The organism is Roseomonas sp. SRI_022, assembly GCF_057586215.1.
This window is the reverse complement of the sequence record NZ_JBYCZL010000033.1, coordinates 1-22938: the sequence shown is the minus strand read 5'-3', so window position 1 is coordinate 22938 and position 22938 is coordinate 1. Positions and strand designations below refer to the sequence as shown.

The 22938-nt window shown below is 71.9% G+C and carries 22 protein-coding genes; 13 read left to right on the top strand and 9 right to left on the bottom strand.

Features of this window, described 5'->3' with window-relative positions; translation table 11 throughout:
* Nucleotides 1–12: 12 nt before the first annotated feature.
* A complete protein-coding gene (locus AC2YHJ_RS24095; protein WP_487398731.1) occupies nucleotides 13–900 on the bottom strand; it encodes an MBL fold metallo-hydrolase in 888 nt (295 codons plus the stop codon).
* 120 nt (nucleotides 901–1020) lie between these two features.
* Between AC2YHJ_RS24095 and AC2YHJ_RS24090 the strand changes: the two genes are divergently transcribed.
* Nucleotides 1021–2415: a vWA domain-containing protein gene (locus AC2YHJ_RS24090; protein WP_487398730.1), complete on the top strand. Its 1395-nt coding sequence runs from the start codon at nucleotides 1021–1023 to the stop codon at nucleotides 2413–2415.
* A 148-nt stretch (nucleotides 2416–2563) separates the two neighbouring features.
* Here the strand turns inward: AC2YHJ_RS24090 and AC2YHJ_RS24085 are convergent, their stop codons facing one another.
* The 3 genes from AC2YHJ_RS24085 to AC2YHJ_RS24075 all read right to left on the bottom strand — a co-directional run bounded on the left by AC2YHJ_RS24085 (nucleotide 2564) and on the right by AC2YHJ_RS24075 (nucleotide 4821).
* A complete protein-coding gene (locus AC2YHJ_RS24085) occupies nucleotides 2564–3232 on the bottom strand; it encodes an SDR family NAD(P)-dependent oxidoreductase (RefSeq protein ID WP_487398729.1) in 669 nt (222 codons plus the stop codon).
* 53 nt (nucleotides 3233–3285) lie between these two features.
* Nucleotides 3286–3603, bottom strand: coding sequence for a YnfA family protein (locus AC2YHJ_RS24080; RefSeq protein ID WP_487398728.1), 318 nt, complete (start codon nucleotides 3601–3603; stop codon nucleotides 3286–3288).
* An 87-nt stretch (nucleotides 3604–3690) separates the two neighbouring features.
* On the bottom strand, nucleotides 3691–4821 hold the full coding sequence (locus tag AC2YHJ_RS24075; RefSeq protein WP_487398727.1) for a M20 family metallopeptidase: 1131 nt from the start codon (nucleotides 4819–4821) through the stop codon (nucleotides 3691–3693).
* 118 nt (nucleotides 4822–4939) lie between these two features.
* Between AC2YHJ_RS24075 and AC2YHJ_RS24070 the strand changes: the two genes are divergently transcribed.
* The 10 genes from AC2YHJ_RS24070 (at nucleotide 4940) to AC2YHJ_RS24025 (ending at nucleotide 15230) form a co-directional block, all read left to right on the top strand.
* Entirely contained in the window at nucleotides 4940–5383 is a 444-nt protein-coding gene (locus tag AC2YHJ_RS24070; protein ID WP_487398726.1) for a MaoC family dehydratase, read from the top strand.
* Nucleotides 5384–5968 (top strand): LOG family protein, encoded by a 585-nt coding sequence (locus tag AC2YHJ_RS24065; protein WP_487398725.1) that lies wholly within the window; start codon nucleotides 5384–5386, stop codon nucleotides 5966–5968.
* A 5-nt stretch (nucleotides 5969–5973) separates the two neighbouring features.
* A complete protein-coding gene (locus tag AC2YHJ_RS24060; protein WP_487398724.1) occupies nucleotides 5974–6897 on the top strand; it encodes a bifunctional riboflavin kinase/FAD synthetase in 924 nt (307 codons plus the stop codon).
* Nucleotides 6898–6984: 87 nt separating this feature from the next.
* On the top strand, nucleotides 6985–7677 hold the full coding sequence (locus tag AC2YHJ_RS24055; protein WP_487398723.1) for a hypothetical protein: 693 nt from the start codon (nucleotides 6985–6987) through the stop codon (nucleotides 7675–7677).
* 218 nt (nucleotides 7678–7895) lie between these two features.
* On the top strand, nucleotides 7896–10706 hold the full coding sequence (gene ileS, locus AC2YHJ_RS24050; protein ID WP_487398722.1) for an isoleucine--tRNA ligase: 2811 nt from the start codon (nucleotides 7896–7898) through the stop codon (nucleotides 10704–10706).
* A gap of 22 nt (nucleotides 10707–10728) precedes the next feature.
* Nucleotides 10729–11208: a signal peptidase II gene (locus tag AC2YHJ_RS24045; RefSeq protein ID WP_487398721.1), complete on the top strand. Its 480-nt coding sequence runs from the start codon at nucleotides 10729–10731 to the stop codon at nucleotides 11206–11208.
* Nucleotides 11205–11711 (top strand): signal peptidase II, encoded by a 507-nt coding sequence (gene lspA, locus AC2YHJ_RS24040; protein WP_487398720.1) that lies wholly within the window; start codon nucleotides 11205–11207, stop codon nucleotides 11709–11711. The genes AC2YHJ_RS24045 and lspA overlap by 4 nt, the downstream gene beginning before the upstream one ends.
* A gap of 140 nt (nucleotides 11712–11851) precedes the next feature.
* Entirely contained in the window at nucleotides 11852–12424 is a 573-nt protein-coding gene (locus AC2YHJ_RS24035; RefSeq protein ID WP_487398719.1) for a DUF3035 domain-containing protein, read from the top strand.
* Between the two features lie 165 nt (nucleotides 12425–12589).
* Nucleotides 12590–13972 (top strand): M16 family metallopeptidase, encoded by a 1383-nt coding sequence (locus AC2YHJ_RS24030; protein ID WP_487398718.1) that lies wholly within the window; start codon nucleotides 12590–12592, stop codon nucleotides 13970–13972.
* Between the two features lie 4 nt (nucleotides 13973–13976).
* Nucleotides 13977–15230 (top strand): M16 family metallopeptidase, encoded by a 1254-nt coding sequence (locus AC2YHJ_RS24025; protein WP_487398717.1) that lies wholly within the window; start codon nucleotides 13977–13979, stop codon nucleotides 15228–15230.
* 30 nt (nucleotides 15231–15260) lie between these two features.
* Here the strand turns inward: AC2YHJ_RS24025 and AC2YHJ_RS24020 are convergent, their stop codons facing one another.
* Complete coding sequence (locus AC2YHJ_RS24020) at nucleotides 15261–16100, bottom strand: hypothetical protein (protein ID WP_487398716.1); 840 nt, start codon at nucleotides 16098–16100, stop codon at nucleotides 15261–15263.
* Between the two features lie 166 nt (nucleotides 16101–16266).
* Between AC2YHJ_RS24020 and pgi the strand changes: the two genes are divergently transcribed.
* Nucleotides 16267–17898 carry a glucose-6-phosphate isomerase gene (pgi, locus tag AC2YHJ_RS24015; RefSeq protein ID WP_487398715.1) on the top strand — a complete coding sequence of 544 codons (1632 nt, stop codon included), beginning with the start codon at nucleotides 16267–16269 and terminating at the stop codon, nucleotides 17896–17898.
* A gap of 108 nt (nucleotides 17899–18006) precedes the next feature.
* Here pgi and AC2YHJ_RS24010 read toward each other — a convergent pair whose 3' ends face one another.
* Genes AC2YHJ_RS24010 through AC2YHJ_RS24000 form a run of 3 tightly spaced genes read right to left on the bottom strand, consistent with a single transcriptional unit; the run spans nucleotide 18007 to nucleotide 20323 of the window.
* Entirely contained in the window at nucleotides 18007–18711 is a 705-nt protein-coding gene (locus AC2YHJ_RS24010; protein ID WP_487398714.1) for a lysophospholipid acyltransferase family protein, read from the bottom strand.
* Nucleotides 18711–19688: a phosphatidate cytidylyltransferase gene (locus AC2YHJ_RS24005; RefSeq protein WP_487398713.1), complete on the bottom strand. Its 978-nt coding sequence runs from the start codon at nucleotides 19686–19688 to the stop codon at nucleotides 18711–18713. The genes AC2YHJ_RS24010 and AC2YHJ_RS24005 overlap by 1 nt, the downstream gene beginning before the upstream one ends.
* Nucleotides 19685–20323, bottom strand: coding sequence for a CDP-alcohol phosphatidyltransferase family protein (locus tag AC2YHJ_RS24000; protein WP_487398712.1), 639 nt, complete (start codon nucleotides 20321–20323; stop codon nucleotides 19685–19687). Before AC2YHJ_RS24000 ends, AC2YHJ_RS24005 begins: the two co-directional genes overlap by 4 nt.
* Before the next feature lie 95 nt (nucleotides 20324–20418).
* On the opposite strand from AC2YHJ_RS24000, the gene mutL reads away from it, so the two are divergent.
* The gene (gene mutL, locus AC2YHJ_RS23995; protein ID WP_487398711.1) at nucleotides 20419–22206 is read left to right on the top strand and encodes a DNA mismatch repair endonuclease MutL; all 1788 of its coding nucleotides are present in this window, start codon (nucleotides 20419–20421) and stop codon (nucleotides 22204–22206) included.
* Here mutL and rsmD read toward each other — a convergent pair whose 3' ends face one another.
* Nucleotides 22207–22776, bottom strand: coding sequence for a 16S rRNA (guanine(966)-N(2))-methyltransferase RsmD (rsmD, locus tag AC2YHJ_RS23990; protein ID WP_487398710.1), 570 nt, complete (start codon nucleotides 22774–22776; stop codon nucleotides 22207–22209).
* Between the last annotated feature and the right edge of the window lie 162 nt (nucleotides 22777–22938).

The following is a 22938-nucleotide window of genomic DNA, read 5'->3' as shown; positions in this document are numbered from 1 at the left end:
CCGGGGGGTGTCCTAGGCCAGGGCGTCGGCCTTGCGCGGGGTGACCGGCACCAGCAGGTAGCGCACGCCGTTGCTCTCGGCCGGGGGGAAGCGCCCGGCGCGGATGTTCACCTGGATGGACGGCAGCAGCAGCAGCGGCGCCGCCAGCCCCGCATCCCGCTTGGTGCGGAAGGCGACGAACTCATCCTCGGTCACGCCATCCTTCACATGCGGGTTGTGGGCGCGCTGTTCCGCCACGGTCGATTCCCAGGCGAAGGCGTCGCGCCCCGGCGCCTTGTAGTCGTGGCACATCCACAGCCTGGTGTGCGGCGGCATGGCCAGGATCTTCTTCATCGACCGGTACAGCACGCGTGCATCGCCGCCCGGGAAATCCGCCCGAGCCGTGCCGTAGTCGTGCATGAACAGCGTGTCGCCCACGAAGACATCGTCGCCGATACGGTACGATATGCAGGCCGGCGTATGGCCCGGCGTGTGGATCACCTCCACCTCCAGCCCGCCGAGCGCGAAGTGCTCGCCATCCTTGAACAGGTGGTCGAAGTCGCCGCCGCCCGGTTTCACGTCATCAGCGTGGAACATCGGGCGGAAGATCGCCTGCACCTCGCGGATATGCTCGCCGATGCCGATCGGCGCGCCGGTCTTCGCCTTGAAATAGGGGGCCGCGGTCAGGTGGTCGGCATGGGCGTGCGTCTCCAGCACCCAGTCGATCGCCAGCCCTTCCTCCTGCGCCGCGGCCAGGATGCGGTCGGCGAAGGCGACATCGGCAGTGCCGGACCGGTTGTCCCAGTCGAGCACCGGGTCGATCACCGCCGCCCGCTTGGTCGCCGGGTCCCATACCAGATAGGATACGGTGTTGGTCGGTTCGTCGAAGAAGGCGCGTATGGACGCGGAGGCTGTCGGCATGGTCATTCTCCCCGCCGGCATATTCGCAGAAGGACTTCATCCGGTCGAAGCGAAAGCGCGCAGGCTGCTTGCCATGACCCGCCGCACCCTGGTTGCATGGCTGCCGGACGGGAAGGACCGATGATGCGCCGCGGCACCGCCATACTAGTGTTCCTGTTCTGCCTCGCCAGCCTTCCGCTCGCCGCGCAGCCCGCCATGCTGGTACTGGACGGCTCGGCCTCGATGTGGGGCCGCAGCGGCGACCGCAGCCGCATCGACATCGCGCGCGACGCCGTGGCCGCGCTGATGGCGCGCTGGCCCGCCGGGCGGCCGGTCGGGCTCGCCGCCTATGGCCATCGCAGCACGCAGGATTGCGCGGATGCCGAGGTGCTGCGTGCGCCCGCCACGGACGCCGCCGGCATCGCCACCCTCGCGCGAACGATCACGCCGCGCGGCCGCACCCCGCTCGCCGAGGCCGTGCGCCTCGCCGCCGATGCGGTCGGCAATGGCGGCGGCAGCGTCATCCTGGTCACCGACGGCATCGAGACCTGCCACCCCGACCCCTGCGCCGTGGCCCAGGCCTTCGCGCGGTCCGGCGCGCGGGTGGCGATCCACACCATCGGCTTCGCGGTGAGCGACCCGGCGGCGCTCGCCCAGCTGCGCTGCATGGCCGAGGCCACCGGCGGCCGGGCGCAGACGGCGGCCGATGCCGAGGAACTCGCCGCGGCACTCGACCGCGCCGCAGCGGCACCGCTCCCTGGGCCCCGCGCCACGGCACCGCGCGGCGAACCGGTGCCGGTGCCTCGGCTGATCGTCACGCTTCGGATGTGCCAGGGCTGCGACCCCATGATCGGCGATGCGCGCATCCTGCTGCGCCGCGGCGATGACGTGGTGGCCACCAATGGCGACCCCTTCGGCCGCTTCTTCGACCTGCCGGCCGGCGAATATGCCGTGATCGTCGAAACACCGCTGTTCGAACGCGGCCCGGTCACCGCCACCGTGCCGCCGTCCGGGCCCGGACGGGTGGAGGTGCTGCTCGATGCCGGCTGGCTGGTCGGCGCGGTGGTGTCGCAACCCTCCGGCGCCGCGGTCACCCGGCCGGCCGGGCTGGAGGTGCAGCCGCTCGGCGGGCTGGAAGGCGACCAGCGGCGCGGCATGGAGGCCGAAGGCGACATCCGCGCCTTCCTGGTCCCGACCGGCACCCACCGGCTGCGGGCGACGATCGGCAACACCGAAGGCAGCGCCGAGGCTGCCGTCACCGCAGGGGATGTGGTGGTGCTGCCCGTACCGGTGCGCTTCGGCACGCTGGCGCTGCGGCGCGAGGGCTTCGGCGTGCCCGATCCGCGCGTGTCGATCACCGCGCTCGATGGCGACCACGACGCAGTCGATGACTGGCCGGACCAGGAGCGGGTGGAATTCGCGCTCGCCCCTGGCCGCTACCGCGTCGCGGCCATCAACGGCGAGCGATACGGCGAGGCGGATATCGAGATCCGCGCCGAGACGGTCGAGGAGGTCACGCTGCGGCCGGCGCGCTGATGCGTCAGAGGTCATTCGAGAATGCGCCATGCGGCGCATTCTGAAGTCCGGCACCGACCCGCACCCCCACCTGGCCACCCATTCCAGGATACTGACGTGGGTGGCCAGGTGGGGGTGCGGGTCGGTACCGGACTTCTCAAACGGTCTTTCAGAACCGTTCCACCCAGGGCCGGACCTCGATCTCCCAGGACCAGGCGGACCGCGGCTGGCGGATCAGGTGCAGGTAGGTCTCGGCGATCGCATCGGGGTGGAGCAGCGTGTCCTGCCCGCCTTCCGGCCGCCGCGCGCTGCGGATGCCGCCGTCGATGACGATGTGTGCGACATGCACGCCCTGCGGGTGCAGCTCGCGCGCCATGGATTGCGCCAGGCCGCGCAGCGCGAACTTGCCCATCGCGAAGGGCGCGGATTGCGGATAGCCCTTCACGCCGGCCGAGGCGCCGGTCAGCAGGATGGTGCCGGATCCGCGCGGGACCATGCGCCGCGCTGCCTGCTGCGCCGCGAGGAAGGCGCCGAAGGCGCAGACCTGCAGCGATTTCTGCACATCGGCCGGCACCAGCTCGGTGAACGGCCCGCGCGTGCGGAAGGATGGGTTGTAGACGACCACCTCGGCATCGCCGTGCTGGTCGAACAGCGCGGCGGTGTCGGGTTCGGAGGCCGCGTCGCAGGCGTTCGCGACCGCGCCCGTCTCGGCCACCAGCGCGTCCAGCTTGGCGATATTCCGCGCGGCGAGGGCGATAGCGTAGCCCTCCCGCGCCAGCAGCCGCGCCAGGGAGGCGGAAAGCCCGTCCCCCGCGCCGATGATCAGGGCCTTCGGCATCGCATTCTTCCCCCTCGCTGTCGGGGTGAATGTGGGGGCGCGGCGCCCGCGCGTCAGGCCCCGCGTGGCGCGCCGAGGATGATGGCCGCGCCGGCGAGGCACAGCATCGCGCCGATCGCGTCCCAGCGATCCGGCCGCAGCCCTTCCACGCCCCACATCCAGGCGAGCGAGGCAGCGATATAGACCCCGCCATAGGCCGCGAAGGCGCGCCCCGCCGCCGGGGTATCGATGCGCGTCAGCAGCGAGGCGAAGGCGACCAGCAAGCCGATCCCCGGCACCAGCCACAGCGCGCTACGCCCCAGCCGCACCACCGCCCAAACGGCGAAGCACCCCCCGATCTCGGCCAGCGCTGCCGCCAGGTAGATCAACACGCCTGGTGGTCCCCGGCGCCAAGTCCCGGCATTCCAAAGGCCACTGGCCTTTGGTGGGGTGGTTTGGAGGGGCAAGGCCCCTCCATCTCAGTCGATGCTTTCCAGCAACGCACACAGCGTGGCGCAGCGCGGCGCGAGGTCCTGCCACAGGATGTGCTCGAACGGTGCATGGGCGCCTGCCCCGGTGCAGCCCAGTCCGTCCAGCGTCGGCACCCCGATCGCCGCCGTGAAGTTGCCGTCCGATCCGCCGCCGCGATGCTGCTTCGGCAGGTCGTAGCCATGCGTCGCGGCAAGCCCGCGCGCCATGTCGTACAGCGCGGTGATTTCCGGCGTCTCGACCATCGGCGGGCGGTTCATGCCGCCTTCGACCTCGATGCGGATGCCGCCGGCCTCGCCGGCCATGGCGTGGATCAGGCGCTCGATGCGCTCGCCCTCGGGGACGGAGGTGACGCGGCAGTCGATCTCGCAGCCGGCTTCGGGCGGGACGACGTTGGGGCGGGTGCCGCCCCAGATCGGCGCGACATTCGTGGTGGTGCCGCCGGCGAGGTCGGTCAGCGCATGGACCTCGAGGATCTTGCGCGCCAGCGCAACGACCGCGCTGCGCCCGTCCTGCCAGTTGCCGCCGGCATGGGCGGAGACGCCATGGACCTTCATCACGAAGCGGCCCACGCCCTTGCGGGCGGTGACGCAGGCTCCGTTCGGCCCGCCCGCGGGTTCGGGGATCAGCACGGCGCGCGCACCCGTCGCCGCGCGCTCGATCGGCGCGCGGGAGGTCGGGCTGCCGACTTCCTCATCGGGCGTCAGCAGCAGGATGATCGGGCGCTTCGTCTTCACCTTCTGGCGCAGGATCTCGCGCACGGAATGGAAGGCGAAGAAGGACCCGGCCTTCATGTCGTAGATGCCCGGGCCATGCGCCTTCGCCCCATCCACTTTCCAGGGCATGGATTTCGCGAGCGTGCCGAGGTCCCACACGGTGTCGAGATGCCCGGCCACCACGACCGGCGCGCCCTCGCCCGGGGTGCGGGCCACCAGCGTGTCGCCATAGCCGTTCGTGCCGGGAATCCGTTCCAGCGCCGCGCCCACCGCGGCGAGCTCCGCCTCCGCCTTGCCGATCAGGCCGTTCACCGCCGCCGCGTCGGTGGTCGGCGTCTCATGCAGCACCCAGGTCTTGAGTTCCTCGAGCAGGCGTTCGGACGAACCGATCTCGGTCTGCGGCATGGGTGTCGCTCCTTGGTGCAGGGGAGCCCGGCTTCTGGCAGCGGGGTTTTCCCTTGTCCATCCCGGGCCGGAAGGCTACCGACCCCCCCGCAGCGCACAACGGGGACCCCCGCCGCCCATGCCCGAACTCTATGCCTTCGAGGACCTGTCGGTCGGCCTGACCGCGAAATTCTCCAAGACCATTACGGAAGCGGACATCGTCCTGTTCGCCGCGGTCACTGGCGACACCAATCCGATGCACCTCGATGCCGAATACGCCGCGACCTCGATCTTCAAGGAACGCATCGCGCATGGGATGCTGGCGGCGGGGCTGATCACCAAGGTGCTCGGCACGCAATTGCCCGGGCCGGGGACGATCTACATGTCGCAGACGCTGAAGTTCCGCGCGCCGGTGCGGATCGGGGAAACCGTGACGGCGACCGTCGAGGTCATGGCCCTGCACCCGGACAAGCACCGCGCCACGCTTCGCACCGTCTGCACGGTGAAGGGCGAACCGGTACTGGAGGGGGAGGCCTATGTCTCCGTGCCGTCCCGCGCCCAGACGGCGAAGGCGGCGGAATAGATGATCCACCGCGTCTGTGTGTTCTGCGCTTCGGCCACCGGCGCCCGGCCGGAATACGCGCAGGCGGCCGAGGCGCTCGGCCGCGCCATCGCCGCGCGTGGGCTCGGCCTGGTCTATGGCGGCGGCGCCGTCGGGTTGATGGGCGTCGTGTCGCGGGCTGCGCTCGCCGCCGGCGCGCCGGTCACGGGCATCATCCCGCATGGGCTGGTGGCGCGGGAGGCCGGCAATGGCGACGTCGCCGACCTGCGCATCGTCGCCTCCATGCATGAACGCAAGGCGATGATGGCCGAAATGTCCGATGGCTTCCTGGTGCTGCCCGGCGGCTACGGCACGCTCGAGGAAGCGGTCGAGGCGCTGACTTGGCTGCAGCTCGGCATCCATCGCAAGCCAGTCGTCTTCATCGACACGCGCGGCTACTGGCAGAAGCAGATGGCGATGCTGGACCACATGGTCGCGGAAGGGCTGCTGAAGGCCGACATGCGCCCCATGGCGATGATCGCCCCCGATCCCGACGCCGCGCTCGACGCCCTGGCGGCCTTCACCCCGCCCGAGGTGCCGCGCTGGCTGCTGCCGGGCCAGACCTGACGGCCATGGCGACGATCATCGAGGCCTGGCAACACGTCCCGCGTGTGGCGCGCGGGGCGACCATAGCGCTCGGCAACATGGACGGCGTGCATCTCGGCCATGCGGCGGTGCTGCGCGCGGCGCATGCGGCGCGGCCCGACCTGCCGCGCGCCGCGCTGACCTTCGAACCCCACCCGCGCGAGCATTTCCGCCCCCAGGACCCACCCTTCCGGCTGACGCTGCTGCCGGCCAAGGCCAGCGCCCTGGCCGCCGCCGGGGCGGCCTTCGTCTTCGCCCTGCCCTTCGACGACGCCTTCGCCGCCATGTCGGCCGAAGCCTTCGTGGAGGACGTGCTGCACAAGGGCCTCGGCGCCAGGCACCTGGCCTGCGGGCCGGATTTCGCCTTCGGCCACCGGCGCGGCGGCGACGTCGCCTTCCTGGCGCGGGAGGCCGAGCGCCGCGGCATGGGCCTGACCGTCGTGCCGCCGCTGCTGCATGACGGGGAGGCCGTCTCCTCCACCCGCATCCGCCGCCTGCTGCAGGATGGCTACCCGGAACGCGCCGCCGAGAAGCTCGGCCGGCCGTGGGAGGTCCGCGGCACGGTGGTGCATGGCGACAAGCTCGGCCGCGTGCTGGGCTGGCCGACCGCCAATATGTGGCTGGGGCGGCACCTGGAACCGGCCCACGGCGTCTATGCCGTAACCATCGCCCTGCCCGGCGGGTCCGAGGCCAAGGGGGTGGCCAATGTCGGCCGCCGTCCCACGCTCGGCGGCGACCCCGAGACGCGGCTCGAGACCTTCATCTTCGATTACTCCGGCGACCTCTATGGCCAGGAAATCGGCGTTCGGCTGGTGCGCTTCCTGCGCCCGGACGCGAAATTCGCGGGTCTTGAGGAGCTGAAGGTCGCGATCGCCGAGGACGTGCGCCAGGCCCGCGCCGCGTTGGGCTGACCCACCGGAAGACCGTGCGAAACGGCACAGATTGGCGGCGCGTACAGGCGTAGATTGCCCCGAACCTCACCAGTTCGGGAGGCTCCTATGCGCAGCATCTCGAGGCCGGTCGCCGCAGGGCTGGCCGTCGCCCTCGCCGCCCTGGCCCCGGCCGCGGCGGACGAACCCTTCGCCGGGCTCGACCTGCTTTGGATGCGGCCGGCGGCCGAAGCCGGCACCCAGCGTCCCTGCGCCAGGCTGCTGGTGCTGAACCTGCCGCGGGACTGGATGGTCGCCGACGCCGCCATTGCCGTTTTCACTTCGGAACGTACCGAGGCCGCCATGCGCCCGATGGTCCGGGCGCTGCTCCCTGAACTCGCCGCCGTGCTGGAAGTGCCGGCCCACCCGGCAGAGGCATGCCGCACGCCGCCCCCCGAGCCGGTGGCGGAGGTGCTGGGCGCGGTCCGCGCCCTGCGCGTGGATGCCAGCGCGGGCCTGGTCGTCGCGATCGGCGTGGGTGCGGCTGGGCCCGCCGTGCTGGCCGCGGCGCGGGAGGAGGTGGCGGCACGCTACCTCGGCCAGGACGGCCCACGGCTGGCCGCGGCCATCGCCCTCGGGGGCGACGGGCCGGCGGCCTATGCCATCGGCACCCCGCCGGAAGACCAGGCGTGGGAGGTGCGCGCCCCGCTGCTCTGCGCGGCGCTGGCGGCCGCCACCAGGGAGGTGCAGGCCGAGGCCTGCGTCTCCGGGCTCGGGGCCGGCCAGCCGGTCGCCTTGTCCGAGCGCCGGACGCGGCGCTGAGCCGCGCGGTGCCCCCACGGCCGGGCGGCGGCAATCGGCGCTGCGCCCGCTTGACGCACCCCGGCCCGCCTCCGCATATGCAGGTCATGGCCTGGAACGCGCCTGCGCGAATTACCGTCCCGGCCCTCCGCTGAGGGCCGGGTTCCAGCGCGCGCTTTCCCCACCGACACGCCGCCCGCCCCAACCGATTGGCGCCGGGCGTACCGAGACAGGCATCCATGACCGACAGCCCCGCCGAGGCCCGCGACTATCGCGGCACCGTCTTCCTGCCGAAGACCCCTTTCCCCATGCGGGGCGACCTGCCGAAGCGCGAACCCGCCATGCTGGAACGCTGGGCGCAGCTGAAGATCTGGGAACGGCTGCGCGCACAGTCGAAAGACCGTGAGTGCTTCGTGCTGCATGACGGCCCGCCCTATGCCAACGGCAACCTCCATATCGGGCACGCGCTCAACAAGATCCTGAAGGATGTCGTCAATCGCGCGGCCCAGATGTCCGGGCATGACGCGAACTACGTCCCGGGCTGGGACTGCCACGGCCTGCCGATCGAATGGAAGGTCGAGGAGGAGTACCGCTCCAAGGGGAAGGACAAGGACGCGGTGCCGGTGCTAGACTTCCGGGCCGAGTGCCGTGCCTATGCCCAGCACTGGCTCGGTGTGCAGTCCGAGGAATTCCAGCGCCTGGGCGTCGCCGGCGACTGGCCCGACCGCTACGCGACGATGGATTTCGCTTCCGAGGCGAAGATCGCCGGGGAGATCGGCAAGTTTCTGCTGAACGGCTCGCTCTATCGCGGCCTGCGCCCGGTGATGTGGTCCCCGGTCGAGAAGACCGCGCTGGCCGAGGCCGAGATCGAGTACCACGACCATGTCAGCCCGACGCTGCACGCGAAGTTCCGTGTGCTGAAGGCGGGCGCGCCGGATCTCGTCGGCGCCGATGTGGTGATCTGGACCACCACGCCCTGGACCATGCCGGGCAACCGCGCCGTCGCCTATGGCGCGGAGATCGACTACGCGCTGGTGCATGTCGAGAGCGTGACCGAATCCTCCCTGCTGAAGGTGGGCGACCGGCTGCTCGTCGCGCTCCCGCTGCTGCCGGGCTTCGAGAAGGAAGCGGGCATCGGCGCGCATACCGTCAAGCGCGTGCTGAAAGGCGTGGAGCTGGACGGCGCGATCGCCGCACATCCGCTGCGCGGCCAGGGCTACGACTTCGACGTGCGCGTGCTGCCCGGCGACTTCGTCACGACGGAAGCCGGCACCGGCTTCGTGCACATCGCACCCGGCCATGGCGAGGACGACTTCAACCTCGGCCGGCAATACGGGCTGCCGATCCCCGAGACGGTCAACGACGACGGCACCTTCACCCAGCACGCGCCGGGCTTCGAGGGGCTGCACGTCTTCAAGGCGCATACCGCGATCTATGACGCGATGCGCGCGGCCGGCACGCTGGCTGCGACGGGGAAGCTGACGCACTCCTACCCGCACTCCTGGCGGTCCAAGAAGCCGGTGATCTTCCGCGCGACGCCGCAGTGGTTCATCGCCATGGACGACGGCAACGAGATCCGCGCGAAGTCGCTGGCCGCGATCGACGCGACCTATTTCGTCCCCGATGCCGGGCGCAACCGCATTGGATCGATGGTCGCCGCACGTCCGGACTGGTGCATCAGCCGCCAGCGCGCCTGGGGCGTGCCGATCCCGATCTTCGTGTCGAAGCAGTCGGGCGAGCCGCTGCGCGACCCCGCCATCATCGAGCGCGTGGTCGAGGCCTTCCGCGCCGAGGGTGCCGATGCCTGGTACAAGCCCGGTGCCGCCGCGCGCTTCCTTGGCCCCGACCGCGATCCGAAGCTCTACGAGCAGGTGATGGACATCGTCGATGTGTGGTTCGAGAGCGGGAGCACCCACGCCTTCGTGCTGCCGCCGCGCCACCTGCCCTTCCCGGCCGACCTCTATCTCGAAGGCTCGGACCAGCATCGCGGCTGGTTCCATTCCTCGCTGCTGGAATCCGTCGGCACGAACGGCGTCGCACCCTTCAAGGCGGTGCTGACGCATGGCTTCGTGCTCGACGAGCAGGGCCGGAAGATGTCGAAATCGCTCGGCAACGTCACCGCCCCGCAGGACGTGATGAAGCAGTACGGCGCGGACATCCTGCGCCTGTGGGTGATGAATTCCGACACCTCGCTCGACCTGCGCATCGGGCCGGAGATCCTCAAGCAGCAGGCGGAGCTCTATCGCCGCATCCGCAACACGCTGCGCTGGCTGCTCGGCAGCCTCGACGGCTTCGATGCGGATGCCGAGACGGTCACCTATGACGAGATGCCCGAGCTCGAGAAATGGGTGCTGCACCGGCTGACGGAGCTGGATGCACGCATCCGCGGCGCGGCGGACCCGAGTTCGGCGGACCGCTTCGCCTGGACCGGCGTCTATCCCGAGATCCACAATTTCTGCGCCACCGACCTCAGCGCCTTCTACTTCGACATCCGCAAGGACGCGCTGTACTGCGACCGGCCGGACAGCCTGCGCCGGCGCGCGGCGCGCACGGTGCTCGACATCCTGCATGGCTGCCTGTGCAAGTGGCTCGCCCCGGTGCTGGCCTTCACCGCCGAGGAAGCCTGGCTGGCGCGTTTCCCGGATGAGGAGGGGAGCGTGCACCTGCTCGACTTCCCCTTCGTGCCGGAGGGGTGGAAGGACGATGAGCTGGCGGCGAAATGGGCGCGGGTGCGCGAATTGCGCGGCGTGGTGACGGCGGAACTCGAAAAGGCGCGCGCCGCCGGCACCATCGGGTCAAGCCTGCAGGCCGCGCCGTCGCTGGCCGTGCCGGTCGCCGACATCAACCTGCTGCCGGCCGAGGGCTGGGCGGAGATCTGCATCACCTCCGGCTTCGCGCTGGCACGGGCCGAGGCACCCGAGGCCGCCTTCGCACCCGCCCCCGGTGCCAAATGCGCCCGCTGCTGGCGCGTCCTGCCCGAGGTCGGCGCCTCCACGAAGCATCCGACGCTCTGCCTGCGGTGCGAGGACGCGGTGGAAGCCCTCGCATGATGGGGACCGCCTGACCTTGCGCGTGGGCCTCATCACCGCGTTGCTGGTCCTGCTGCTGGACCAGGCGGCCAAGGTCTGGGCGCTGAATGCCGGCATGGCGCCGGGCACGCATGTGCCGTTGCTGGGCGATGCGGAATTCGGCCTCGGCGTCGCCCTTATCCTCAACCCCGGCATCTTCTTCGGCATGCTGCTGCCGGCCGGCGGCTGGCCGCAGTTCATGGTGCTGTCGCTCGTCGTGCTGGTCGCGGTCGTGATGCTGCTGCGCATGGTCGGCTCGCGCCGGGTGGCGCTGAACATCGGCCGTGGCGCCGTGGTCGGTGGTGCGGTGAGCAACCTCGCCGACCGCATGCTGCACACGGCCGTGGTGGACTATCTGGTGGTCCGCCGCGGCGATGTCGGCTTCGCCTTCAACATCGCCGACATCGCCGTGGTGGCGGGCGGCCTGCTGATGATGGCCTGGGCCATCGTCTACACCCTTTCGACACGGAGGGCGGCGGCATGAGCCTGCGCCTTGGCCTGCCCATCGCCGCCACCATCCTGGTCGCCGACCAGGTGAGCAAATGGTGGATGCTCGAGGTCGCCCGCCTGCCGGAGGTCGGCCAGATCCCGCTGCTCGCCGCCGGGCCCTTCGGGCTCGACCTGACGATGGTGTGGAACCGGGGGGTCACCTTCGGCCTGCTCTCAGGCAACGGGTCGTGGCATCATCTGGCGCTGGCGCTGCTGGCCGCGGCCATCGCGGCCTTCCTGCTGCGCTGGATGACGCGGGCGGAAAACCGGCTGACCGCCATCGCGCTCGGCGCCGTGGTGGGCGGGGCGATCGGCAACGTGATCGACCGCATCCGTTTCGGTGCCGTGGTGGATTTCGTGGATGCCCACGCCTGGGGTTGGCACTGGTATGTCTTCAACATCGCCGATGCGGCCATTGTCTGCGGCGTCGTCGCCCTGGTCGCGGATGCCTTGTTCCGGCCCAAGCCCGCGGCCGAGGCGGCTCCCCCGAAGGGGTGACCGCTCCAGCCTTGCCGGAGCGAGCACCTTCACCCGCCCAGGTGACGCAACCCGGGCCTGATCGGCCCGCCTCATTTGAGCGGGCATCTTCACCCGTCCGGGCGATTTCGCCCGGGCCTGATCTGCTCTAAGGAAGGGTCATGAGGAAGCGCCTCCCCCCCACCCTCGCCACCCTCGCGCTCGCCGCGCTGCTGCCGGCCTGCGGCGACAGCACCGCGCGCACGCTCGGGCTGGTGCGCGACGCACCGGACGAATTCCAGGTCACCACCCGCGCGCCGCTGTCCATGCCGCCGGACATGACCACCCTGCCCAGCCCGACGCCGGGTTCGCCCCGGCCGCAGGAACGCAGCACCCGCCAGCAGGCGGAAGCCCTGCTGTCGCCGAGCCTGACGCTGCAGGACCCGCGCCGCGCCCCGGCCGCCCGCCCGAGCGTGGGCGAGGCCGCGCTGCTGCAGCGCGCCGGCAACGACGCGCCGGGCGATATCCGCCGCCGGGTGGACGAGGAAAGCCTGCGCCTCGACCAGCCCGATCGCAGCTTCAGCGACCGGCTGATCTTCTGGCGCGACCCGCCGCCGCCCGGCACGCCGGTCGATCCGGCCCGGGAATCGCAGCGCCTGCGGGAGAATGCGGCGCTTGGGCGCGATGTGGAATCGGGCGAGACCCCGGTGGTACAGCCGCCCCGCCGCACCTTCTGGAACTGGCTCGGCTTCTGAGCGGCATGGCCTGAGAATGCGCCCCCAGGCGCATTCCAGAGTCCGGCACCAGCCCGCACCCCTGCCCGGCCGGATGGGGGCGTGGGCCGGGCTCGTGAAACACCCGTGGCATACACTTCCGTAAGGCCGCTTCCACTGCCGCGGTCGCGCGCCCATCTTGCGGAGATGCCCGAGATCACCCGCCGCCACACGCTCTGCGCCGCCGCCGCGACGCTCGCCGCGACCCCCGTGGCACGCGCCGCCGCCCAGCCGGTCGCATCCCCCGCCCCGGCCGCCGAGCCGCCGCTGTTCGGTGCCAAGCAATGGACGCTGCCGAACGGCCTGACCGTCGCGCTGGTGGAAAGCCGCCGCGCCCCGGTCGTCGCGCAGTACCTCTACTACGCCGCCGGCGGGGCGGAGGACCCGGCCGGCCGGTCGGGCGTCGCGCATTTCCTTGAACACATGATGTTCAAGGGCAGCCCGAACGTGCCCTCGGGCCTGCTGTCGCGCCGCGTCGCGCGGGAAGGCGGCAATGACAACGCCTTCACCTCCCGCGACGTCACCGCCTATTACCAGCAGGTCGAGGCGTCCCGCCTGCCGATGATCATGGCGATGGAGGCGGACCGCTTCGCCGCCGCGCTGATCCCGGCCGAGGAGCTCGAAAGCGAGCGCCGCGTGGTGCTGGAGGAACGCAACCAGCGCACCGACAGCAACCCCCGCGCCCGCTTCCAGGAAGCCTTCCGCGCCGCGCTGTGGGGGCCGCAGACCTGGCCCGGGCGACCCATCATCGGCTGGGCGGACGAGATCCGCGCCATCACCCGCGATGACCTCACCGCCTTCCACAGCGGCTTCTACGCGCCGTCCAACGCCACGCTGGTGATCGCCGGCGCGGTGACGGAAGCCGAGGCCCGCGCCCTGACCGAGGAACATTACGGCCCCATCCCCTCGCGCGCCGCGCGCAAGCGCGACCGCGCCCCCGCACCGACGGCGGCGCATGAGGCCCGGCTGGTGACGCGCGAACCCCAGGCACGCGAAGCGCTGATGCTGCGCGCCTGGATGGCGCCGTCCCTGACCACCGCGAACGCCGCCCAATCCCTGCCGCTGGAAGTGCTCGCCCATCTGCTCGGCAGCGGCCAGGGGTCGCGGATGCATGCGGCGCTGGTGGAAACCGGCCTCGCGGTGCAGGCCGGCGCTTCCTATGACAGCGAGGCAGCGGGCGTGACCGAGTTCATGACCTATGCCGTGCCGCGCCGCGGCGTCTCGCCGGAACGGCTGGAGGAAGCCGCCAACGCCGTGATCGCGACGCTGCTGCAGGATGGCCCGACCGAAGCCGAGGTGGCGCGGGCGATCCGTCAGATGTCCTCCGGCGCGCTGCTGGCGCTCGACAGCTTCGGCGCTGCGCCGCGCATGCTGGGCGGCGTGCTCGCCATCGGCCTGTCGGCGGATGTGGTGGAATACTGGCCGGCCCGGCTGCGCGCCGTGACGCAGGCGCAGGTGGCCGTGGCGGCGCGTGCGGTGCTCGGCGGCGCGCCGAACACCACCGCCTGGCTCCTGCCGGAAGGGGCGTGATCCGATGACCACGGGCTTCACCCTGCCGATCCAGGTGGTCGAATCCGGCCGCCTGTCCGCCTGGCTGGTCGAGGATCATTCGGTCCCGGTCGTCTCGCTGTCCTGGTCCTGGACCGGGGGTGCGGCGGCCGATGCGCCGGGCCGCGAGGGCACCGCCGCCATGGCCGCGGCGATGCTGACCGAAGGCGCCGGCGAACTCCGCGCGCTGGCCTTCGCCGATGCGCTTCGCGATGCGGCGATCGGGCTGAATTTCTCCGCCGGGCGGGATGCCTTCGAGGGCGGCTTCCGCTGCCTTGCCGATGCGCTGCCCGAGGCGGTGCGCCTGGCGCGCCTCGCCATGACGGCGCCGCGGCTCGATGCGGATGCGGTGGAACGCGTCCGCGCCCGGGCAATCGCCGGTGCGCGCACCCAGTTGGAAACGCCGCGCGGCCAGGCCGGGCGGGCCTTCTGGGCTTCGGCCTTCCCCAACCATCCGGCGGGGCGGCCCGCGACCGGCACGGCCGAAAGCCTCGCGGCCATCCCGGCCGAGGCGCTGCGCGCCACGCTCGACGCCCAGCTGCGGCGCGGCGGGTTGCTGATCGCCGCCGCCGGGGCGATCCGCCCGGCCCAGTTGGCGGCGCTGATGGAAGACCTGTTCGCCGCCCTGCCGGCCGGGGCGCCCGAGGCGCCGCCGCCCCTGCCCCCCTTCACCACCTTCGGCCGCCAGGTGGTCACGGTGCCCGGGCCGCAGTCGCAGATCGTCTTCGGCCAGCCCGGCATCGCGCCGCAGGACAGGGATTGGGAAGTGGCGCAGGTGGTGCTGCGCGTGCTCGGCGGTGGCGGCTTCTCCTCCCGCCTCATGGAAGCGGTGCGGGTGCAGCGGGGGCTGACCTATGGCATCGGCGTCGGGCTCGACACGCTGTTCGGCGGCGGCGTCGTGACCGGCGCCTTCGCCACCGAGAATGCCCGGGTCGCCGAGGCGCTGGAGGTCACGCGCGGGGTCTGGTCCGACCTCGCCGGGCAAGGCCCGACCGAGGCCGAGGTCGAGGAGGCCGTCGCCTACCTGACCGGGTCGCTGCCGCTGCAATTCACCGACAGCCGGCGCATCGCATCCACCCTGCTGGCGATGCGCCGCAATGACCGGCCGATCGGCTGGCTGGATGGACGCAACGACCGGCTGCGGGCGATCACGCGCGCAGATGCGACGCGCCTCGCTGGGTCGCTGCTGAAGCCGGACGCCCTCGCGGTGACAGTGGCCGGGCAGCCCAGCGGCATGTGAGACGAGGGGCATTCCGCCCCTCGGCGTCGCTCAACGCGGCGCGCAATCCACGCCGTAGCCCGCCACGGCCGGGAGATCGCCATCCCCGGCCGTGGTGACGCGCAGCGTCCCCGCCGCGCTGCGATAGGCGAAGGCGCAGAAGCCGAACCCCGTGCCGGAGCAATCCTCCACCTCCGGCACGCCGCGACGCACCAGTTCATCGACGCGGATGTCCGGACCATCGCGGCGTTCCGGCGGCGCTGGCGCCCAGCCGTTCCGCTGCAGCATCGCGCGCGCCTGGTCGATCGGCCGCCCGTAGATGTTCGGCACCGCGGCCTTGCCGCCGCAGACCCGCTCCTCCGTGGCCAGCGGGCGGATCACCGGGCCGCCATCGGGGCCGAGCTGCAGGTCCGCCACCGGCTGGCTGAGGAAATCGCCATCCCAGATGCGCAGCGCATCGGCACCGAAGGCACGCAGGCTACCGATCGCCGCGCCGCCGCCCGGCGCATAGGCGATGGCCACGAGATCGGCGCCGCGAAAGATGCCGATATTGCCGTCGAGCAGCCGGCAGCTGCCACTGGTGCCGGATTCCGCGCCGCGCACGAAGGAGACCGCCTGATAGGGGCCGAGCGCGGCCTCGCGCGTCACCGCCCAACCGGCGGCGACAACCTGCCGGCCGGCCGGTGTCTGCGCGGTTGTGAAGAGATGGCGACAGAAATCGGGCCGCTCCCCCATCGGCGAGCGCGGCAGGCGCTGCGCGGCCACGAGGCGCAGCGCCGGCCCCTCCGCACGCGTGACGGCGCCGGAGCGCATCGTCGTCGTCGCGTCCTGCGCGCGCGCCGGCAGCGCCGGCAGGAGGAGGAGGGCGAGCAGGGCCAGGCGTTTCGTCATCGCATCACCGAAGCGTGGGGAGGGCGGAGGTTGCCATGCTCCGTCGCATGGGCGACACCGGACAGGAAGCGCTTCACGTGCCATGCCCGCGCCACATCGGGCTGCTCCGCTGGGCCCTGCGCGCGGCGTGAGGCCCATGTACAGGATGACCGCGCAAGGGAACCCGATGACGCCTGACGCCGCCTGGTCTGCCCTCGATGCCCTCGCCCGCCATCCCGGCGCGGCAGAGATCCGCGCGCACTTCGCTGCCGATCCGAATCGCGCGGCGCGCATGACGCGCCGCGCGGGGGATGTGTTGCTCGACCTGTCGCGCACCGCGATCGGGCCGGAGGCGCAGGCCGCGCTGCTTGCCTTGGCCCGCGCCGCCGATGTCGAAGGCTTCCGCGACGCCATGGCCAGCGGCGCGTTGGTGAACGTCACCGAGGGCCGCGCCGCGCTGCACATGGCGCTGCGCGTGCCGGACGGCGCATCGCTGCCGGGTGCCGGCGAACAGGCGCAGGCCGCGCTGCGCCTGGCGCGCGAGACACGCGCGCGCATGCGCGCCTTCACCGAGGCGGTGCATGGCGGCGCCCTGCGCGGCGCCACCGGGCAGCGCTTCACCGATGTGGTGAATATCGGCATCGGCGGTTCCGACCTTGGTCCCTTCATGGCCGCGCGCGCGCTGTGGACGCCGGACAGCCTGATGCGGCCGCACTACCTCGCCAATGTCGACGCCCATGCGTGGGATGCGCTGCACCCGCGGCTCGACCCCGCGACCACGCTCGTGCTCGTCGCGTCGAAGACCTTCACGACGCAGGAGACGATGACCAATGCCGCGCTGGTGCGCGACTGGCTCGCCGCCACGATGGGGGCGGAGGGCGCGGCGAGCCACCTCGTCGCGCTGTCCACCAACCTGAAGGGTGCGGCCGGCTTCGGCATCCCGCCCGAGCGCGTCTTCGGCTTCTCCGACACGGTGGGCGGGCGGTTCAGCCTGTGGAGCGCGATCGGGTTGTCGCTCGCGCTCGCCCTGGGCTGGGCGGAATTCGAACGGCTGCTCGCCGGCGCACGCGCGATGGACGAGCATTTCCTCGCAGCCCCGCTTGAGGACAACCTGCCGGTGCTGCTGGCGCTGGCCGAGGCGTGGCACGTCAATGCGCTCGGTTATCCCGCCCGCGCCGTGCTGCCCTATGACCAGCGCCTCGCGCGCTTCCCCGCGCATCTGCAGCAGCTTGAGATGGAAAGCCTCGGCAAGGGGCTGCATGCGGACGGGTCGCGCCTGTCGCGCGGCACCGGGCCGGTTGTGTTCGGCGAACCCGGCACCAATGCGCAGCATTCCTTCATGCAACTGATCCACCAGTCACCGACGCCGGTGCCGGTGGATTTCATCCTGGTCGCCAATCCCGACCACGCGAATCCCGACAGCCACCGCAAGCTGCTCGCGAACGGCCTCGCGCAGGCCGAGGCGCTGCTGGTCGGCAAGGATGAGGCGGCGGTGCGTGCGGAGATGCAGGCGGCCGGCGTCGCGGCGGCGAAGATCGACCAGGTCGCGCCGCACCGCGTTTTCGCCGGCGACCGGCCATCCGTGGTGATCCTGCTGCCGCGCCTCGACGCCTACACGCTGGGCCAGCTGGTCGCGCTGTATGAGCACAAGGTCGCCTGCCTCGGCGCGCTGTGGGGCATCAACCCCTTCGACCAATGGGGCGTGGAACTCGGCAAGCAGCTCGCCGCGCATATCCTGCCGGCGCTGGAAGGCCGCGAGTCGGAGCAGGACCCGACGACGGCGCCGCTGATCGCGGAGATCAGGCGGTTGCAGGGTTGAGCGTGATGACCGGAGGCGCGAAGGCGCCGAAGGTCTGAATCACGCGATCGGACGATGCGGAAGGTGATGACCGGAGGCGCGAAAGCGCCGCAGGCCTGAAGCGCGCGGTCAGGCCAGCGCGCGCACCGCCGCCTCGCAGCGCCGCGCCGTTTCCTCCCACCCCGCGCGCGTCGTGGGCAGGTCGTCCGCACGGACCGGCGCGCCGATGACCAGGCGCAGCCGGCCGGGGCGCGGATATTTCCGCGTCGGCGGCCAGGCCGCGAAGGCACCGTCGAGGAAGCAGGGGACGACCGGAACATCGGTGCCCGCCACCAGCGCGCCGATGCCGGGCTGGAAGCCGGCCATGACGCCGTCCCGGCAGCGTGTGCCCTCGGGGAACAGGATGTAGACGAGCCGATCCTCCAGCAGCCTTTCGCGCAGCGTGGCGATCTCGCTCGCGCGCGTGCGCTTGCGCCAGATCGGCAGCGCGTTGACGGCATAGGCCGCGAAGGCGGAACCGAGCGTCGATGTGAAGAAGGTGTCGCCCGCCGCCAGCGAATGCGCGCGCCGCGCCGCATCCCCGCGCAGCACGGCGGACAGCGTCAGCGCATCGAGATGGCTGCTGTGGTTGGCGATGATGATGAAGGGCGGTGGTGGCAGGTTCTCGTGCCCCACCACCTCAAGGCGATGGAAGGCGCGCATGTAGCCGCGCAGCACGGTGCGCCAGGCGCGGCCAAGCACCAGGCTGCCGAGGCCGCGTTCGCGCGACAGGCTTTTCAGGCGGTCCGCGCCTTCAAGCCCATGGTCGCGCGCCGGGCGCAGCTTGAAGTCCATCAGCCCCCCGTGATCAGCCGTGCCGGCTGGCCCATGCCGAAGCCGACGAAGAACTGGATGAAGTGGAAGGCGGCGGGTGCCACCAGCAGCAGGGAGTTGAAGCGGTCCAGCACGCCGCCATGGCCGGGCAGGATGGTGCCCATGTCCTTGATGCCGATGTCGCGCTTGATGGAAGACAGCATCAGGTCGCCCGCCTGCGCGCCGATGCCCACGATCAGGCCGAAGATCAACAGCCAATGCACCTGCGCCATCGGCGTGCCGCGGAAGATGAAGAAGGCGAGTGTCGCGACCAGCAGCGTGGTGACCGTCAGCGCGCCCACCGCGCCCGAGATCGACTTGTTCGGGCTGGTCGCGGGACAGAGCTTCGGCCCGCCGATCAGCTTGCCGAAGGTGAAGGCGGCGACGTCCGACAGCGCCACGGTGGTCAGCAGCATCAGCAGGATCGGCCGGTAGCCCGGTTCATTCGCCATGAAGGACAGATGCGCGAGCCCCGCGCCGAACAGCATGTACGCGAAGATGCCGAGCGCGGTGCGCTGGATGTATCCGGCCGGCCGGTCCTGCGGGATGGTGCCGATGACGATCACACCGACCGTGAGCGGCCAGAGAGCCACGAAGAACCCATACCAATGGTCCAGCGCGGCGAAGTTGGCGGCGAGGATGCCGAGCACGACGATGGCCGCGACCAGCGGTTCGCGGAACAGCCCCGTGGCGCGGTCGAATTCGCGCAGGCAGGCGATGCCGAGCAGCGTCACCGCCCCGATCACCCATTCGCGCCCGAGCAGCACCGGGCCCATCATCAGCGGCAGCAGCAGGCACCAGGACCCGGTGCGCAGCCAAAGCTCGCGGCGCAGTTCCGGCGTGCCGCGACCCGTCAGCGTCATGGCGCCGATCACCGCGCCTGCGATCGCCAGCACCGCGACGGTGGCGGCGACGATGCCGATGGTGACGGGATGCGCGAAGACGGCCTCGCGGATCATGGCTTCGCCCTCAGCGCCGCGGCGGCGCGCGACAGACGCAGCCAGGCGGTCAGCACCGAGCCCAGCGCGATGACCACCAGCACGACCCACACCGCCATCGCCCCGCCCCAGGCCCCCGGGATCACCGCGCACCAGACGGCAAGGCCCGTCGCCAGCGCCATTCGGTGCTGCTTGGCCATCGGCCCGCCGAAATCGGATGGCGCGCCCGCCGCCCGCGCCGTGGTGCGGATATAGGCGGTCAGCATCGCGGCCAGCGCGGCCGCGATGCCGAGCGACAAGCAACCGGCCGCCACGCCGAGTCCGACCAGCACGGCCGCGTCCGACACACGGTCCGGCACCTCGTTGAACAATTCGCCCACCGGAGAGGCGACGCCGCGCCCGATCGCCACCATGCCATCCAGCAAATTCGCCATCAGCCGCGCCTGCACCAGCAGCGCGCCGAGCAGCCACAGAACCCAGGCCGCGCCGGGCAGCCAGGCGGTCGCAGCGAAGGCCAGCCCCGCCGCCAGCCCCACCACCATGCCGGCCACCGAGATGCCGTTCGGCGACGCCCCACGCGCCACCAGCGCCGCCGCCATGCGTTGCGTCACCCCGAGATTGCGCGCCGCGATCGGCCGCCGGTCCGATGCTTCCACCCCTGTCCCCATTCACTCACAGATTCGCGCGCAGCATGGCGTGTCAGCGCACGCACCGGAAGGAAAGCCTTCGGGGGGCGTGTTATGGTCGTCACATGTCCGCCGCCGCGGCCGAGTCGCCCCCCCGGCCCCTGATCCGCCGCCTGTCCGAGACCACCGCCAACCGCATCGCCGCCGGCGAGGTGGTGGAACGCCCCGCCGCCGCGGTGAAGGAGATCGTGGAGAACGCGCTCGATGCCGGGGCGACGCGCATCGCCGTCGTGCTGGAAGGCGGCGGCATGGACCGCATCCTGGTCGAGGATGACGGCATCGGCATGGATGCCGCCGACCTCGCCCTCGCGATCGAACGCCACGCCACCTCGAAACTGCCCGAGGAAGCGACGCTGTTCCGCATCGCCACGCTGGGCTTCCGGGGGGAGGCGCTGCCCTCGATCGGCGCTGTGGCGCGGCTGTCCATCACCTCCCGTCCCGCCGGCGGTTCCGCGCATCGCATCGCCGTCGAAGGCGGGCATGTCGGCCCGGTCTCGCCCGCCTCCGGCGCACCGGGCACGCGGGTCGAGGTGCGCGACCTGTTCTTCGCCACCCCGGCACGGCGCAAGTTCCTGCGCCACCCCCGCACCGAGGCCGATCACGCCATCGAGGCGGTGCGCCGCCTGGCGCTGGCTTGGCCCGGCGTCGCCTTCCGCGTGGACAGCGATGGGCGGGAGGCGCTGAACCTCGCCGCCACCGATTGGGAGGGGCGCATCCGCCAGGTGCTCGGCCCGGACTTCGCGGCCGCGGCGGTGCCGGTGGAAGCGGTCGGCGTCACGCTGGATCTGCGCGGCCTCGCGGCGCTGCCGTCCTACACGCGGCCGACGACGATGGCGCAGCATCTGGTGGTCAATCGCCGCCCGGTGCGCGACCCGATGCTGCGCGTGGCACTGCGCGTCGCCTATCGCGACCTGATCGCGCAGGGGCGGCACCCGGCCGCCGCGCTGTTCCTCGACGTGCCGCCCGAGAGCGTCGATGTGAACGTGCATCCCATGAAGACGGAGCTGCGCTTCCGCGAAGGCGAGGCGGTGCGTGGGGCGGTGATCTCCGCGCTGCGCCGGGCGCTGGCGGTGGGCGCCGGCACGGCGGTGGCGATGCCCGCCTTCACCCCCGCGCCGCTTCCGCCGGAACCCGCCCAACCCGGCGGCTTCGCGGAAAGCCACGCGATGCTGACGCCGCCGCCCCCGCTACCACCGATGCAGCGGCTGCTGGGCCTGACACCCGCCGCGCCGCCGCGCCCGGCAATGGTGACGGAACGCGCGCCGGAACAGCACCCGCTGGGGCGCGCCGTGGCGCAGATCCTCGACACCTACGTCATCGCCGAAGCGCCTGATGGCGCGCTGGTGCTGGTGGACCAGCACGCCGCCCATGAACGCCTGACGCATGAGGCATTCAACGCGCAGCTCGTCGAAGGCGGCGTGCGCGCGCAGCCGCTGCTGCTGCCTGCCGTGGTGGACCTGCCGCCCGCCGATGCGGAGCGGCTGGTGGCGCATGCGGCGGCCCTGGCGCGGTTGGGGATGGAGATCGAGGGCTTCGGCCCCGGCGCGGTGCTGGTCCGCGCGCTGCCAGCGCTGCTCGGCAATCCGGAACCCGCGCCGCTGCTGAGAGACTTGGCCGAGGAACTGGCCGAACTCGGCGAGGCGGCGTCGCTGCAGCGTCGGCTGGATGCGGCGGTGGCGCGGCTTGCCTGTCATGGCAGCGTGCGCGCCGGGCGGCGGCTCAACGCGGCGGAGATGGATGCGCTGCTGCGGTCCATGGAGGCGACGCCCCGCGCAGCGACCTGCAGCCATGGCCGGCCGACCGTGCTGCGGCTGGATGGCGCCGCGCTGGAGCGGATGTTCGGGCGGCGCTGATCAGCAGGAGGCACCGCCCGGCGCACGCAGAATATGGAGCGTCGCCGCGCCGTGGCTGCGCTGGGCGAGGGCCTCGAAGCCCGGCAGGTTCAGGACCTCCTCCGCACCGGTCTCGGCGACCAGCAGCGCGCCGGGCGCGACCCAGCCGGCGGCATCCAGCGCCGCGACGGTCCTCGGCACCAAATCCTTCCCATAGGGCGGATCGAGGAAGACCAGCCCGCAGGGCACCCGCGCGCGGGGTGGGCGCAGCGCGTCGGTAGGGAGGATCGCCGTGCGTGCTTCCTCCTTGCAGGCGGCGATGTTGGCGCGCAGCGCGGACAGCGCCGCGCGGTCGTTCTCGAGGAAGGTCGCGTGGTCGGCGCCGCGCGACAGGGCCTCCAGCCCCAACGCGCCGGTGCCGGCGAAGGCGTCGAGCACGAGCTGGTCCTGAACCACCGTCCGCCCGCCCCAGGGGGCATGCCACAGCATGTCGAACAGCGCCTGGCGCACGCGGTCGGCGGTCGGGCGCGTCGCCGCCCCATCGGGGGCGCGCAGCACCCGGCCGCGATGGCGCCCGGCGATGATGCGCATTTTACCTGGCCCTCAAACGGCGGGCGCGGCCCGTCCGGGCCGCTTGCCTTCGCGCCCTGGGCTGGTGCGCCGGGGGCGGCGGTTGGTCTGGGCGCGGTCGCGCTTTGCGCTCCTGGCTCGCGGCGCGGCCGCGAGCCGATTGGCGGTCGCCCTGGTATGGCG

What these genes read in the sequence shown, in the direction of transcription:
- AC2YHJ_RS24075 (WP_487398727.1), bottom strand. Translation starts at nt 4,821, where the DNA reads ATGCCGCAGACCGAGATCGGTTCGTCCGAACGCCTGCTCGAGGAACTC.
- AC2YHJ_RS24020 (WP_487398716.1), bottom strand. Translation starts at nt 16,100, where the DNA reads ATGACGAAACGCCTGGCCCTGCTCGCCCTCCTCCTCCTGCCGGCGCTG.
- AC2YHJ_RS24035 (WP_487398719.1), top strand. Translation starts at nt 11,852, where the DNA reads ATGAGGAAGCGCCTCCCCCCCACCCTCGCCACCCTCGCGCTCGCCGCG.
- AC2YHJ_RS24010 (WP_487398714.1), bottom strand. Translation starts at nt 18,711, where the DNA reads ATGGACTTCAAGCTGCGCCCGGCGCGCGACCATGGGCTTGAAGGCGCG.
- AC2YHJ_RS24065 (WP_487398725.1), top strand. Translation starts at nt 5,384, where the DNA reads ATGATCCACCGCGTCTGTGTGTTCTGCGCTTCGGCCACCGGCGCCCGG.
- ileS (WP_487398722.1), top strand. Translation starts at nt 7,896, where the DNA reads ATGACCGACAGCCCCGCCGAGGCCCGCGACTATCGCGGCACCGTCTTC.
- AC2YHJ_RS24090 (WP_487398730.1), top strand. Translation starts at nt 1,021, where the DNA reads ATGATGCGCCGCGGCACCGCCATACTAGTGTTCCTGTTCTGCCTCGCC.
- pgi (WP_487398715.1), top strand. Translation starts at nt 16,267, where the DNA reads ATGACGCCTGACGCCGCCTGGTCTGCCCTCGATGCCCTCGCCCGCCAT.
- AC2YHJ_RS24055 (WP_487398723.1), top strand. Translation starts at nt 6,985, where the DNA reads ATGCGCAGCATCTCGAGGCCGGTCGCCGCAGGGCTGGCCGTCGCCCTC.
- mutL (WP_487398711.1), top strand. Translation starts at nt 20,419, where the DNA reads ATGTCCGCCGCCGCGGCCGAGTCGCCCCCCCGGCCCCTGATCCGCCGC.
- AC2YHJ_RS24005 (WP_487398713.1), bottom strand. Translation starts at nt 19,688, where the DNA reads ATGATCCGCGAGGCCGTCTTCGCGCATCCCGTCACCATCGGCATCGTC.
- lspA (WP_487398720.1), top strand. Translation starts at nt 11,205, where the DNA reads ATGAGCCTGCGCCTTGGCCTGCCCATCGCCGCCACCATCCTGGTCGCC.
- AC2YHJ_RS24025 (WP_487398717.1), top strand. Translation starts at nt 13,977, where the DNA reads ATGACCACGGGCTTCACCCTGCCGATCCAGGTGGTCGAATCCGGCCGC.
- AC2YHJ_RS24030 (WP_487398718.1), top strand. Translation starts at nt 12,590, where the DNA reads ATGCCCGAGATCACCCGCCGCCACACGCTCTGCGCCGCCGCCGCGACG.
- AC2YHJ_RS24095 (WP_487398731.1), bottom strand. Translation starts at nt 900, where the DNA reads ATGCCGACAGCCTCCGCGTCCATACGCGCCTTCTTCGACGAACCGACC.
- AC2YHJ_RS24085 (WP_487398729.1), bottom strand. Translation starts at nt 3,232, where the DNA reads ATGCCGAAGGCCCTGATCATCGGCGCGGGGGACGGGCTTTCCGCCTCC.
- AC2YHJ_RS24070 (WP_487398726.1), top strand. Translation starts at nt 4,940, where the DNA reads ATGCCCGAACTCTATGCCTTCGAGGACCTGTCGGTCGGCCTGACCGCG.
- rsmD (WP_487398710.1), bottom strand. Translation starts at nt 22,776, where the DNA reads ATGCGCATCATCGCCGGGCGCCATCGCGGCCGGGTGCTGCGCGCCCCC.
- AC2YHJ_RS24060 (WP_487398724.1), top strand. Translation starts at nt 5,974, where the DNA reads ATGGCGACGATCATCGAGGCCTGGCAACACGTCCCGCGTGTGGCGCGC.